This window comes from Desulfurispora sp. (genome assembly GCF_052744395.1).
Genome location: NZ_JBRAJI010000016.1, coordinates 37,609 through 51,511 on the forward strand (window position 1 = coordinate 37,609; position 13,903 = coordinate 51,511).

Genomic DNA, 13,903 nt, shown 5'->3' on the forward strand with positions numbered 1-13,903 from the left:
TTAAAAGTCATAAAAAAATACCGAGGTATTTCTCGGCAGAAAAAGGAATCGGCACTACTTTGCCCACTTGTCCTGTTCATAAGCGCGCGGGAGAAAAGTCATCTCCAGCAGGCAAGACTAGCCCCGCCTCCGTATGGATGCGGGAACGGGGCCTTCACGCGGGGATATATGCAGTTCGCGTATATATAGTAACCCGCTTTAACAGCGTAAAGTAGCGCTCAATTCTATTTTCTCCCAGATTGTATTGTACATACTTTTGTTCACCCTGTCAAGCGCCAGCATTTGTCCGTAGTGACAATGAGCTGCTTAAACCGGCAAATTTTGAAGGCCGGAGCGTCATGCAAAGACAGCACCGGCCCCATCGACACCTGCTGCTATTCCGGTAAATGGCCATCCGGATCTGGTGCACTGATCAGGGCGGGGTTGGCCAGCAATTTTTCCCGCACTAGCTGTTCCAGTTCCTGCAACACGGCAGGATGTTCGCGCAAAAACTCCTTGGCGTTCTCCCGCCCCTGCCCCAGGCGGTCCCCCTTGTAAGAGTACCAGGCCCCACTTTTACCGGCAATACCCAGTTCCACCGCCATATCCAGAATATTGCCCTCCCGGGATATCCCTGTCCCGTACATGATATCAAATTCGGCCTGTTTAAACGGTGGGGCGACCTTGTTCTTCACCACTTTCACCCTGGTGCGGTTGCCCACAATCTCCGAACCCTGCTTGATGGACTCCACCTTGCGCACGTCCAGACGCACCGAAGCGTAGAACTTGAGCGCCCGACCGCCCGGGGTGGTTTCCGAGTTGCCATAGCTTACACCCAGCTTTTCTCTCAACTGGTTGATGAAAATAACCACGGTGCGCGACCGGCTGGTAATATGGGTCAAGCGGCGCATGGCCTGGGACATCATGCGGGCCTGCAGGCCCATGTGGGCATCGCCAATATCGCCTTCCAGTTCCATGCGGGGTATCAGCGCGGCCACCGAGTCCACCACCACCACATCAATGGCTCCGCTGCGCACCAGGTGCTCGCAGATGTCCAGCGCCTGCTCCCCCGATTCGGGCTGGGAAACATAGAGACTTTCAATATCTACACCGATCTGGCGGGCATAAGCGGGGTCCAGGGCGTGCTCAGCATCAATGAATGCCGCCAGCCCACCCCGCTTCTGCGCTTCCGCAATGACATGCAGGGCCACGGTGGTTTTACCAGAAGATTCCGGGCCGAAGATTTCCACCACCCGCCCGCAGGGCAGACCGCCAATCCCCAGAGCAATGTCCAGCGACAGCGCACCGGTGGGAATGGCTTCTACATTCAGCCGGGTGGTATCACCCAGGCGCATGACCGCCCCCTTGCCGTGGACCTTTTCAATATTCTGCAGAGTTGCCTCCAGCACTTTCAGTTTTTCTGAAGACATCTTCCCGCCCTCCGTCCTGATGGGTATTTTATCTGCCTCTGGCCGGTTCCACACTGATCCGCCTGCCCTTGACGTTGCGCTTGTCCATATAGGTCAGTACACAGTTGGCCCATTCCTGGTCCACTTCCACAAAAGTAAACTTCTCGTAAATATCAATGTCCCCGATCAGATTGGCCGGGATACCCGTCTCGTCGGTCAATATCTTCACCAGTTCCGGCGGTCTCAAGCCATCCCGGCGGCCTACGGTCATAAACAGGCGCACCATACCGGGTTTGGCCCCTGTGTTGCCAAAATCATGGGAGTCGGTCTCCTCCTCCGCCGGGCCCAAACCCATTTTCAACGCCGCAGCCGCCACATCTACCGGATCGTATTCATCCAGCAGCGGATCCACGATGGCCCGGTAGTAGGCCAGCTTGCCTTCACCAATCAGGTGGCGCAACTTTTCCTGGATGCCTTCTTTCTGCCTTTCGCTGATGTCGGCCAGATCGGGCAGTTTCTCCCGGCGAATCCGGGTGCGGGCAATTTTTTCAATCAGACGCAGCTGGCGATAATCCCGGGGTGAAACCAGGGTTATCGCCACACCTTCCCGCCCGGCCCGGCCGGTGCGCCCAATGCGGTGCACATAAAACTCCACATCCTGAGGCAGGTCGTAGTTGATCACATGGCTGACATTTTCAATATCCAGTCCCCGGGCGGCCACATCGGTAGCCACCAGCAGTTCCACCTGCCCGGCCTTGAACTGGCGCAGGACATGATTGCGCTGGTGCTGGCTCAAATCGCCGTGCAGACCGGCCACCTGGTAGGCCCGGGCGGCCAGGCTGGCCACCAGCTCGTCCACTCCCCGCTTGGTGCGACAGAAAATGATGGCCCGGCTGATGGTCTGGCTGTCCAGAATGCGGCAGAGAGCTTCCAGCTTGAGGTTTTCCCTGGTCTCGTAGTAGATCTGGTCAATCTGCGGTACGGTTATATTCTCCCGGCTGACGGTAACAAACTCGGGCTCGCGCAGATAGCGGCGGGCCAGTTGCATCACCTCGCCGGGCATGGTGGCCGAAAAAAGCAGCGTTTGCCTGTCGGCAGGGGTCTTTTGCAGAATGGCTTCCACGTCTTCAATAAACCCCATGTCCAGCATTTCGTCGGCTTCGTCCAGCACTACCATACGTACCCCGTCCAGGCGCAGCGTCTGGCGGCCGATATGATCCAGCAGGCGGCCGGGTGTGCCGATCACCACGTTCACACCCTGGCGCAGGGCCCGAATCTGCCGGTCAATGGACTGCCCGCCGTACACGGGCAGGGTGCGAATGCGCCGGTAGCAGCCCAGGCGGGAAATTTCTTCCGCCACCTGAATGGCCAGCTCCCGGGTGGGGGTGACCACCAGGGCCTGCACTCCCCGCCGGGGATCCACCATTTCCACGATGGGTATACCAAAAGCCGCCGTCTTGCCCGTGCCGGTCTGGGCCTGGCCAATGATATCCCGACCCTGCAACACCCAGGGGATGGCCTGCATCTGAATGGGGGTAGGTTCTTCAAAACCCATGGCGGCCAGGGCCTGTCCCACCCGGCGGCTGACGGTCAACTCTCCAAATTGTACTGTATCTTTAACTGCGGTCATCAATCCATTCCTTTCTGTATGATTTAAAGCTTCAGCCTGAATTAAGCGGATGTGCCTTGCCTTAAGCGAGTCCGTCTACAGCACTCAGGATCGGCGCACCGGCTTATCCAGTGCCGGTGCGGGAGATAGCAGCCCCTTAGCCGCCAGATAAGCCTTGAGCATATCCAGCGCGGCGGCTACCGCCTGGTGGCGCACCTGCTCCCGGTCACCGGAGAAATTATGGAGGCGACAGAGCGTATCCGCAGCAGTGCTCAGCGCAATGTACACCGTGCCCACCGGCTTTTCCCGGCTGCCCCCGTCCGGCCCGGCAATGCCGGTAATGCCCAGGCCCAGCGTGGCAGCCAGGCGCTCCCGGACTCCTCCAGCCATGGCCACGGCCACCTGCGGGCTGACAGCACCGAAGGCTGCCAGGTCCTGTTCCGGCACGCCCAGCAAATCTGCCTTCACCTGGTTGTGATAGGCTACCACCCCACCGCGGAAGTAACGGGAGCTACCGGACAGCGAGGTGATCAATCCAGCCAGCAGGCCTCCGGTACAGGACTCGGCCACAGCCAGAGTCAGGCTGTGCCGGCACATGGCTTCCTGGATGCCGTTTAGCCCGGTCCGCAGTTCCGGCAACCGCCCCACCTCCAACCAGTGTTATTACAATTATTTCGCCTTTTCACCAATAAATACCTGCCGGCAAAAAAATAAAAAGAAAACAGGCCGTAGCCTGCCTTCATTATACTTAAACACACCGTAGCGCAAATGTCAAGCCGCCTGCTGCAGAATACCTCTCAGATATTCACCGCTGATCCTCTCCTGCTCCACCAGGATGGCCGCTACTGATTGCACCACACCGGCATATCTTTCTATCAGCAGGCGCAAACGCTGCTCCTGACGGCCCAGAATCTGGCTCAGTGTACTGTGCAGGATTTCCACCGGTAGGGATTCTATTTCCACCACACCCAGTTCGGACATGCCGGCCTGGACAATCTGCCGGGCCAGAGCAGTAGCCTGTTTGAGATCGTTGCCCGCACCGGTACTGCGGCTGCCCAGCAGCACTTCCTCGGCAACCAGTCCGCCCAGCATGACCGCGATCTGATTTTCCATGTGTTCCCTGGTATACAGGTAGGTATCGTCCTGCGGTGCCTGGCGCATATATCCCAGTGCCATTCCCCGCGGTGTAATGGTGAGCGAAGAAACCGAGCCGGGATGGCACAGTTCGCTGACCAGGGCATGGCCGGCTTCATGCACCGCCACCCGGTACATTTCCTGCCGGGAGGGACGCCGGTCCAACACTTCGCCCAGCATAACCTTGTCCACCGCTTCGTGAAAATGGCGATGATGGATTTGCGCTTCGCCCTCGCGCATGGCTAAAATGGCCGCTTCGTTGGCCAGACTCTCCAGGTGGGCACCGCTGAAGCCAAAGGTTTCCCGGGCAATTTGCTCCAGATCCACATCCCCGGCCAGCGGTTTGTTGCGGGTGTGCAGGCGCAGTATTTCCAGGCGCCCCTGCCGGTCGGGCAGTTCCACCCGCACCTGCCGGTCAAAACGGCCCGGACGCAAAAGCGCGGGATCCAGCATGTCCACCCGGTTGGTAGCTCCCACTACCAGCACCCTGACTTTATCGGTGGATTTGATACCATCCATTTCTACCAGCAGCTGGTTCAGCGTCTGGTCATATTCCAAATGACTGGTTGTTTGACCCCTCCGGCCGCCCAGTATTTCAATTTCATCCAAAAACACCAGGGCATACTGTTTGCCCGCCCGCCGGGCCATCTCCCGGGCTCCGGCAAACAGCTTGCGCACGCGCTGTGCTCCCACCCCGGCATACATCTCTACAAATTCGGAACCACTGGCCGCCAGAAACACCGAATCAATGTAGGCGGCAGCAGCCCGGGCCAGCATGGTCTTGCCCGTACCCGGCGGTCCGGTAAACAGAATGCCCTTGAGCGGCCGGATGCCCAGATCCCTCACCCGGTCATACTCTTTGATAAAATCCAGTGCTTCTTTCAGTTCGCGAATCGCCGCCGCCTGTCCCCCGATATCGGCGAAGGTAATCTTTTGCCCGGTCACTGCGGGAGCCAGATCCATGTTTTTCAGAAGCGGCCCGCGGCTGCGCACGGCATAATAAAGGCCGCCGCTCAAAACAGCCAGGAACAGGAGAGGGGCCAGGTCCACTCCGCTGAGGGCCAGGAACACTAGCAGCGCCACTCCCAACCCCAGCCCGACTTCTCTGCTCAACATCTTTACACCCCTTCCCCATCGGACAGCTTGGCCTTCAGGCCAATATTATAGCATACCAACCGGCGCAATACTGCAGGAAAATTGCTGCAGGTCAAGAACTACTTACTAAAGAGCAAGAATATTGCGCCAACAGACAAGCACCGGGAGGCTGGTAATATCCATGGTGGCCAGGCAGGACTTCTTCAGCAAATGGCTGGAAATAATTAAAAAATCAACATCCCAGCAGCAGTATAAAAGGGAATTTGTCGAGATCTGGGTGAACCAGCTCAACAATTGCCCCACGCACAGCACCATCACCCCGGTGTGGTTGCTGGCCATACTGGAGCATGCGGGACGAACCGCCAGCATACCCGGACACAACGAAATAACCATCCCCATTACCTCCCTGGCCCAGAATGTGATCAAATATTACTGGAATTCAGCCATATATTTTAATTTGCGTCAGGGCAGCCCCATTGCCCCGCTGCAAAGCATCCTCCAGCCCATCGAACAACTGGCCGGGCGCTACCAGCAGGGAGGAAAGCCGCCGGTCATGTTCCACCAGTCCGGACTGCCCGAAAAATTCCTGGCACTTTATCTAAAATGCCAGGATGAAGTGAGCCGTTTTTTACAATCCCATATTGCCCCGCAGTGGGCACCAATTTTTTACACCATGTCCGAGCAGGATGAAATGCTCCACATCCCGCTGCTCAACATCCTGGCCCTGCAGGAAAACATGAATTTTTGCCTGGCCGCCTGCCACTGGCGCTGGGCGGCCATCCTGGAAAAATACAACCTGGCTCCCCGTCTGCTGCGCAAAACCATGCTGAGCTACCAGGGAACCGGACCGGAGCATGCCGGCAAGCACCTGCTGCGCTACCTGGAGCTGGAAAACCCGTCCCGCAACTGTTTTTTCTGCGGCCAGACCGTCACGGAAACACCGGGACTGGCACACGTGCTGCCCTGGCGATACCTCTGCACGGAGGAAATCTGGAATATGGTCCTGGCACACCAAAATTGCCACTCGGCCCGCAGCGAGCTGCCCGTGGAAATAGAAGTCGCCCGGCTGGAAAAGCGCAACCGCCGCCTGCTCCTGGCCCTGGACAACCTCACGCACAACGACCAGCAGGCAGCCCGTTTGAAACAGGTGGTCCAGGAGGGACTGCTGCGCAAATACTTCCAGGCCTGCCAGCAGCAGCTATCATAAAGAAAAAGCCGGGAGTTTTTCCCGGCTCAGCACCTGCACAAAACTTTCAGGCCACAATCTCCTCTTCCTCTTCCTCCGGCCGGGCGACAGGCATCTCTATAGCCCCGGCCACCAGCTCGGCCACATCCAGCACGGCCACATGCTCAATCTCCTGCATTTTCAAGCCGTCCTCCAGCATGGTCAAACAGAACGGACAGTTCACGCCTAGCGCATCGGGATTGGTCTTGAGCAACTGCTCGGTACGCATCCTGTTAATCCGCTCTCCCTGCCGCTCCTCCAGCCACATGCGCCCGCCCCCGGCCCCGCAGCAAAAGCTGAAGGATTTGTTGCGTTCCGCTTCCAGCAGCTTTAGCCCCGGAATCTGCTCCAGCACCCGGCGGGGCGCGGCAAACTCTCGGTTGTAGCGGCCCAGATAGCAGGAGTCATGATAGGCCAGCTGCACCGGCGGTACATCGGGCTTGAACTTCAGCTTACCCTCCTCAATCAGCGCGGCAATGAGCTGGGTATGATGCAGTACGTTAAAACGAGCCCCCAGCTGGGGATACTCGCTTTTCAGCGTGTTCAAGCAGTGTGGACAATGGGTGACAATGTTCTTCACGCCATAATTCTGCAGCACTTCGATGTTCTCCTGCGCCAGGGACTGATACAGGTACTCGTTGCCCAGACGGCGGATGCTATCCCCGCAGCACTTTTCCTCCGCTCCCAGAATAGCTATTTTCAGACCGGCGGCCTGCAGCACCTGCACCACCGCCCGCGCCACCTTTTGACTGCGCAGGTCGAAAGCGCCGGCACAGCCCACCCAGTAAAGCCAGTCAAACTGTTCGGCTTCACCCGCTGTGGGCAGGTTGAGGTCTGCCGCCCAATCAGCCCGCTTGTTCCAGCCCACTCCCCAGGGGTTACCGTTTTTCTCCACATTGCGGCTGGCCAGCACCGCTTCCCCGGGCATGGTCCCCTCATCCAGCACCAGATAGCGGCGCAGGTCGATGATCTTGGGGATATGCTCGTTGCTCACCGGACAGGCCTGCTGGCAGGCAAAGCAAGTGGTGCAGGACCAGACCTCGTCCGGTGTAACCGTCGCCTCCCACAGCAGCGCTTCCGGCTGCTCCTCCCCGTGCTCTGCCCCGGTTGTTTCCTCAACGCCAGCACCGTTCCGCCGGGCGGCCAGCAACGGGCCCTGTTCCAGCAGGTGGTGTTTGAGATTATTGATCAACTTTTTAGGTGAGAGAGGTTTGCCGCTTAGATAGGCCGGGCAGTTGTCCTGACAGCGGCCGCACTCGGCACAGGCAAACAAATCCAGCAGTTGCTTTTGGGTAAAATCGCTGATCTGGGCGGCGCCAAAACGCTCGCTCTCCTCGTCTTCCAGATCCAGCAGCGCCAGTTGCCCGCCCCGCGGTCCGGGTGTGCGCAAATACACATTCAGGGGTGCGGCCAGCATGTGCAGGTGCTTGGAGCGGGGGATATAGGACAGGAAGCTGAGCAAAATCAGTACATGCAGCCACCAGTACATCTCCGCCAACTGCGCCGCCCGGGCTTTAAGTCCTCCGGCCTGCATCACCGCCGCCACGGCCTGGTAGACCAGAGCCCTGTTCAGGTGCGGTTCGGAGGTTGCCAACCAGCGGCTGCCGCCAGCCAGCAGTTCAGTAATAATCAGACCGGAAATACACAGCAGTATAATTGCGGCATCGCGGCTGTGAGTCAGACGGGCCGGCCGGACGACATAGCGCCGCCAGGCAGCGGCCGCCAGTGCCAGCAACACGGCCAGACTGACCAGATTGAGGGTGAAATAAAACCAGGGCCACTCTCCCAGCAGCGGCAACCGCCAGGAGGGGAAAAGCCCCTCGCCTACAAACTGCAGCGTGCCCAGGGAAATAATGATGAAACCCCAGAATATGACCACATGCACCAGGCCAAACCTTTCCTGCAGCAGCTTCTTCTGCCCCAGCACATAGACGACAAAGTCCCGCAGGCGCTGCCTGTGCTGCCCATAGCGCACGGGACGGCCCAGATGCAACAGCTGCCACTTTTGCTGTACAGCCCGGCCGAAAAGCCCCAGCGCGGTGGCCAGCAGGATTACAAACACCAGCAATTTGTACATACGATAAACTCCTTTCCGCCGGTTAATTATTTAAACATTCCGTCAAATACCTGGTTCCATCATAAACCAGCGGCAGGAGCAATACTTAGCAAATTGCCGACAGAAATAATGTCGCCGGGGCGACAATTGCTGCTACCCCGGCGGCGCGGTCCCCGGCCTGGTCTGAGACGGACGGAAGACAATGTCATACAGATAAGCCTCCCGGTGATACATCTGGAGATAAAGACGGGCCTCATCAACCAGCAATTCGGCCCGGACCTCCCGGGCCCCGGCCTGCTGCCGGATCAAGGCGGCCATTTCCACATAATTGCCCCGCTGTACCGCTTCCTCCATGGCCAGCCTGGCAGCCGGCCAGAGGTCCTGCAGCACCGGGTCACGCCTGTCCTGCAGCACCAGCAGGAAGGGTTTTTGCCCCACCGTCTTCTGGATGTCCCGGCTAAGGCTGTTATAAAAGCGCGGCAGGTTATCCAGCCGGCGGGGTAAAACTTCCACCACCAGCTGGTTACCCTGCTGCTGCAAAGTATAACTGATGATATCGGGCCGCTGCTTCAGCATCCTGGCCAGCGGCTGCTCGTATCCCAGGCGCCAGTAGGAGAACCTGCCCCCCCAGAGCAAAGCCAGGCCCAGCAACGCACTGAGCAGGACTACATGAATACGCCAGCCTTTCCATTCCAATCTTGCGGGCACTTTGAACTAGTAACCACCCTTCTTGATGGCCGGCCAGGCATGACTGAAGTAATCCAGCCCCGACCAGATGGTAAAAAACACTGCCAGTCCGATGGAAAACTGACCCAGCCAGAGCGGCAGGTCTTTGATGAAAAGAGCTACAATAGCCACGATCTGGGTAACCGTCTTGATTTTGCCCAGCTTACCGGCAGCTATCACCGTGCCGTCCGCTGCCGCCAGAGCTCGCAGTCCGGTAACGGCAAACTCCCGGCCGATAATCACCACGGCCACCCAGGCCGGCAGGCGGTGCAGTTCCACCAGGGCGATCAACGCCGCTGAAACCAGCAATTTATCCGCCAGTGGATCCATCAGCTTGCCCAGCCGGGTAATCAGCTTAAACTTGCGGGCGATATAGCCATCCAGACCATCCGTGCTGGCGGCCAGCACGAAGACGGCCGCAGCTACATAGTCGCCATATGGTATTTTTAGCGAAACCACCGCTAAAAATACCGGAATCAAAATAATCCGCAGCATAGTCAGACGATTGGGCAGGTTCATGGCCGCAAATCTCCCTTAAGATCATACTCAGAGGCGCTTTTGATTCGTACCTTGACCAGATCGCCCGCAGCCAGCGGTTTACCCGCCGCCCGCACATAAACCAGGCCGTCTATTTCGGGAGCGTCGGCACGGGTACGCCCCCGGTATATACCCCGCTTCCGGGCCAGCCTCGCCTCCAGCAGCACTTCCACGTCCCGCCCCACCAGCTGCTGGTTGTACTGGTGGGAAATCCCCTGCTGCAGGGCCATGCACCGCTGATAGCGCTCCTCTTTAACCTGTTCCGGTACCTGCCCGGGCAGGTCCGCCGCCGCCGTGCCCTCCTCGGCCACAAACTTGAAGAATCCGGCCCGTTCAAACTTTATTTCCTGCATAAAGTCCAGGAGACAGCTCATGTCGGCCTCGCTCTCCCCGGGAAACCCGACCATGAAGGTGGTGCGCAGCACCAGACCGGGTAATTCCCGGCGCAGACCGGCCAGTAGCTGTCGTACTTCTTCTATACTTCCCCGCCGGCCCATGGCCCGCAACACCCCGGGCGAAGCGTGCTGCAGCGGAATATCCAGATAGCGGCAGATGTTGGCGCGTCTGGCCATGACCTCTACCAGTTGCGGAGTAATCCCTTCCGGATAGCAGTACATCAGGCGTATCCAGGGGAAACCCATTCCGGCCAGCCGGTCCAGCAGCTGTGGCAGCATGGCCTGTCCGTACAGGTCGCGACCGTAGGCCGTGGTGTCCTGAGCTACCACAATCAACTCTTTTACGCCGGCCCCAAGCAGCTGCTCCGCTTCCCGCAGCAAAACATCCTGCGGCCGCGAGCGCAGCGGTCCCCGAATCAGTGGAATGGCGCAATAGGCACAGCGGTTACTGCAACCCTCGGCTATTTTCAGATAGGCCGAAAAACCGGGCGCCGGCAGTAAACGGGGTAACTGCTGCCGGTAATCGTAATGCGGCTGGCGCACCGCCAGTGCCCTCTCCCCCTGACGGACCCGCGACAGCCAGAGAGGCAGGCGGGGAATTTCGCCCGTACCCAGCAGCAAATCAATTTCGGGGATTTCAGCGAACAACTGCTGCGGATAGCGCTGAGCCAAACAACCGGTTACCACCAGCAGTTCGATTTGCCCCTGTAGTTTGCGCCGCACCGCCGCCATGATCACCTCGATGGCCTCTTCCTTGGCCGGTGTGATAAAACCGCAGGTATTGATAATCAGCACCCTGGCCCGTTCGGGCGGTACAATCTTATAGCCGGCCGCTTGAAGCAACCCCAACATCACTTCACTATCCACCTGGTTCTTGGGACAACCCAGCGTGATCATGCCTGCTGTCATTTTGTGACACCTTTCTCATTCAAGAGCTACGTTAAACATTATCTTACTATTAATTGCGCCAATTGCAAGGGCAAAAATTAAAACGCCCGGCCTGCCGGCTCAGGCGCTTCGCTTCCTAGTTGAGTTCCCTTCTTTCTCCGGTCTCCAGGTAGATTACCGCTTCCCCGATATTGGTAGCGTGATCGGCTATCCGCTCCAAATATCTGACCACGTACAAAAGATAGCCGCCCTGCGCCACCAGCTCGGGCTGTTCCTCCATGCACTGCAAAGTCTCTTTGAAAACATGGGAAAAAATAAAATCCACCTCGTCATCCAGCGCGCACATGGCCCGGGCCTTATCCACATGGCGATGCACATAGGCGTCCAGCCCCTCTTTAATCATATGCCGAACAATACCGGCCATCTGCGGTATCCGGGGTATGGAAGCGAGCTGGAGCGGTTGCCCGGACAGGCACATGGTGGCCCGGGCGATATCCACGGCGTGGTCGCCCATTCTTTCTAAACTGAGTAGAATTTTAATTCCGGTTATCGCGATACGCAAATCCCGAGCAATGGGCTGCTGCGTAGCAATCAATTTGACACAACGATCTTCAATTTCCTGATAGAGTTGATCGATGCGTTCATCCCCCATGATCACCTCGGCGGCCAGCGCCACATCTTGCTGCAGGAAAGCCTCCACCGCCTGATACACCGCCTGCTCCACCAGACCGCCCAGGCGCAAAATCTCATTGCGCAGTTCTCGCAAATACTGCTCAAAGACATTTCTGGTCATGACCCAACCACCTTCCCTGATCGCATTAATTATTGTAATTGTTTCGTTTCTTCCGGCAAGGGCAAAAAGACCGTAAACGTACTGCCCACACCCGGGGTGCTCTGCACTTCAATCCGGCCCCGGTGCAGTTCCACAATATGCTTGACAATAGCCAGTCCCAGGCCATAACCCGAACCATTACCTCTAGCCCGGGACCGGTCTACCCGGTACAGGCGCTCAAAGACCCGCGGCAGGCTGTCGGCAGGGATACCAATACCGGTATCACTGACACTGACAAAGACCCCACCAGCATCCGCCAGGCCCCCCTTAATACTAACAGTACCGCCCTCCGGGGTATATTTAATAGCATTGTCCACCAAATTAATCAACACCCGGGTGAGCATATCGCTGTCCCCCACCACCGCTGGCAGGTCATGCTGCATATTATTCACCAGGCGGACATTTTTCTCCTGGGCCTGGGGCAGAAAAATTTCCCGCACGCGCTCCACCAAATCAACCAAATACACCTGATCCCGCCGCGGCGTCACCCGCCGGTACTCAATATTGGACAGGGCGAAAAGATCGTCCAAAAGGCGGGTAATGCGCCTGGTCTCATCACTGATAATTTGCAGAAAATGCCGGGCCAGCTCCCGGTCTTCCACCGCACCGTCCAGCAGGGTTTCCAGAAAACCGCTGATCGAGGTGAGCGGCGTACGCAGTTCATGGGATACATTGGCAATGAACTCGGAGCGCATCTGCTCCACCTGGTGCCGCTCGGTGACATCGCGCAGCACCACCACCACACCGCCCCGGTCACCCCCCAGGTCACTGCCCAGCAAGGGCGTAAAGGTGACCCGGTAAATGCGCGCTCCAGGCACCAGCAGCTGGATTTCTTCGCTGATTTCCTCCTGGCTCTGCAGAGCAATTTTCAACAACCGGTTGAAATCATAGTGGCGCAAAACTCCCACCAGGTCTTTGCCCACCAGGTCCTCCTGGCGCTGATTCAAAATTTGCTCCACCACGTGGTTGACCGTGATGATCCGGCCTCCGCGGCAGACGGCAATTACCCCGTCCGACATACTGTTCAAAATAGCCTGCATGCGGTTTTTCTCGTCGGTTATTTCCGAAATAGTTTCCCGGAGCCGTCCGGCCAGAGCGTTGATATTATGGGCCAGTTCAGCAATCTCGTCATTGGACAGAATGCGGATCTCCTTGTTCAGTTGACCCTGGGCCATTTGCCGGGTAATGGCATTGATCTGCTCCAACGGCTGCTGGAACTTGCGGTAATAGACCCAGGCCAGAGCAACGGCAAAAGGCAGCGAAAAAAGCACGGCCCCGGGCACATTTTCCGGCGACACCGCGTAAAGCCGCACCGCAATGAAAAAGATGAACACCAGAAAGAAATAGCTGGCTACCACCCGCCAGCTCACCCGCCGCACCAGTTTACGCCAGAGCTTCCACATAACCATCACCCCGATTGAATTTACTGCATCGCGTTTGCCCGCACCAGCACCAGCCGCCAACCGGACAATGCATGATCTTATTAAATATCTTATCACACCCACCATTAAACTCCCGCCGCCAATGAAATTAATTTTTTGTTACGAAAAAACAAAAATGCTCCAAAAAGAAAAGCCGCCGAACCCAGTTCGACAGCCAATCATTTAAATATTTTATCGAATAATTTTTCCCTGCGCCAGTCATATACATCGCTGGGAATATTCAACCTGTGCCCGTTAATAAGAACCGTCTTCTCATCAAGCCATTCTGCATTTACGGAATCTGTCCTGTATTCCCAGTAGATATTCTTTTTTTCCCGGTTTCGATTGCTTAAAAGTTCACCTCTAATAGAGTATGACGTGGTCGCTCCACCATTTACCAGGTAAAAATTAATGACATATTTACCATCCGGTGAGATAATCTGTTTGATAAACCTGCCTTCGGGCAATCGATTCATCGAGAAGAAGGCAAAGTATGTTAATGTGCAAATAAAAATTGTCCATATAACGACTGATGTTACAACCCATCCGTGATCTATTTACCATATATGTCACTTAATACCATTTATCTCCTGGGAA

12 protein-coding genes are annotated in these 13,903 nt (G+C 57.1%); 1 reads left to right on the forward strand and 11 read right to left on the reverse strand.

The window, feature by feature from the left end:
• Nucleotides 1–374: 374 nt before the first annotated feature.
• The 4 genes from recA to ACUVTU_RS06180 all read right to left on the reverse strand — a co-directional run bounded on the left by recA (nucleotide 375) and on the right by ACUVTU_RS06180 (nucleotide 5,244).
• Nucleotides 375–1,409 (reverse strand): recombinase RecA, encoded by a 1,035-nt coding sequence (gene recA, locus ACUVTU_RS06165; protein WP_445889081.1) that lies wholly within the window; start codon nucleotides 1,407–1,409, stop codon nucleotides 375–377.
• 28 nt (nucleotides 1,410–1,437) lie between these two features.
• Nucleotides 1,438–3,018, reverse strand: a complete 1,581-nt coding sequence (locus ACUVTU_RS06170) for a DEAD/DEAH box helicase (RefSeq protein ID WP_445889082.1) — start codon at nucleotides 3,016–3,018, stop codon at nucleotides 1,438–1,440.
• A gap of 84 nt (nucleotides 3,019–3,102) precedes the next feature.
• Nucleotides 3,103–3,636, reverse strand: a complete 534-nt coding sequence (locus ACUVTU_RS06175) for a CinA family protein (RefSeq protein WP_445889083.1) — start codon at nucleotides 3,634–3,636, stop codon at nucleotides 3,103–3,105.
• Nucleotides 3,637–3,768: 132 nt separating this feature from the next.
• Nucleotides 3,769–5,244 carry an AAA family ATPase gene (locus tag ACUVTU_RS06180; protein WP_445889093.1) on the reverse strand — a complete coding sequence of 492 codons (1,476 nt, stop codon included), beginning with the start codon at nucleotides 5,242–5,244 and terminating at the stop codon, nucleotides 3,769–3,771.
• A gap of 163 nt (nucleotides 5,245–5,407) precedes the next feature.
• Here ACUVTU_RS06180 and ACUVTU_RS06185 point away from each other — a divergent pair, with 163 nt between their 5' ends.
• Complete coding sequence (locus ACUVTU_RS06185; RefSeq protein ID WP_445889084.1) at nucleotides 5,408–6,433, forward strand: hypothetical protein; 1,026 nt, start codon at nucleotides 5,408–5,410, stop codon at nucleotides 6,431–6,433.
• 46 nt (nucleotides 6,434–6,479) lie between these two features.
• Here ACUVTU_RS06185 and ACUVTU_RS06190 read toward each other — a convergent pair whose 3' ends face one another.
• The 7 genes from ACUVTU_RS06190 to ACUVTU_RS06220 all read right to left on the reverse strand — a co-directional run bounded on the left by ACUVTU_RS06190 (nucleotide 6,480) and on the right by ACUVTU_RS06220 (nucleotide 13,863).
• Nucleotides 6,480–8,528, reverse strand: coding sequence for a (Fe-S)-binding protein (locus tag ACUVTU_RS06190; protein WP_445889085.1), 2,049 nt, complete (start codon nucleotides 8,526–8,528; stop codon nucleotides 6,480–6,482).
• 132 nt (nucleotides 8,529–8,660) lie between these two features.
• Nucleotides 8,661–9,215: a hypothetical protein gene (locus tag ACUVTU_RS06195; protein ID WP_445889086.1), complete on the reverse strand. Its 555-nt coding sequence runs from the start codon at nucleotides 9,213–9,215 to the stop codon at nucleotides 8,661–8,663.
• 6 nt (nucleotides 9,216–9,221) lie between these two features.
• Nucleotides 9,222–9,752 carry a CDP-diacylglycerol--glycerol-3-phosphate 3-phosphatidyltransferase gene (gene pgsA / locus ACUVTU_RS06200; RefSeq protein ID WP_445889087.1) on the reverse strand — a complete coding sequence of 177 codons (531 nt, stop codon included), beginning with the start codon at nucleotides 9,750–9,752 and terminating at the stop codon, nucleotides 9,222–9,224.
• Nucleotides 9,749–11,074, reverse strand: a complete 1,326-nt coding sequence (gene rimO / locus ACUVTU_RS06205) for a 30S ribosomal protein S12 methylthiotransferase RimO (RefSeq protein WP_445889088.1) — start codon at nucleotides 11,072–11,074, stop codon at nucleotides 9,749–9,751. The genes pgsA and rimO overlap by 4 nt, the downstream gene beginning before the upstream one ends.
• A gap of 115 nt (nucleotides 11,075–11,189) precedes the next feature.
• On the reverse strand, nucleotides 11,190–11,846 hold the full coding sequence (gene phoU / locus ACUVTU_RS06210) for a phosphate signaling complex protein PhoU (protein ID WP_445889089.1): 657 nt from the start codon (nucleotides 11,844–11,846) through the stop codon (nucleotides 11,190–11,192).
• A gap of 29 nt (nucleotides 11,847–11,875) precedes the next feature.
• Nucleotides 11,876–13,288, reverse strand: coding sequence for a two-component system histidine kinase PnpS (gene pnpS, locus ACUVTU_RS06215; RefSeq protein WP_445889090.1), 1,413 nt, complete (start codon nucleotides 13,286–13,288; stop codon nucleotides 11,876–11,878).
• 197 nt (nucleotides 13,289–13,485) lie between these two features.
• A complete protein-coding gene (locus ACUVTU_RS06220; protein WP_445889094.1) occupies nucleotides 13,486–13,863 on the reverse strand; it encodes a DUF5412 family protein in 378 nt (125 codons plus the stop codon).
• Nucleotides 13,864–13,903 lie beyond the last annotated feature (40 nt).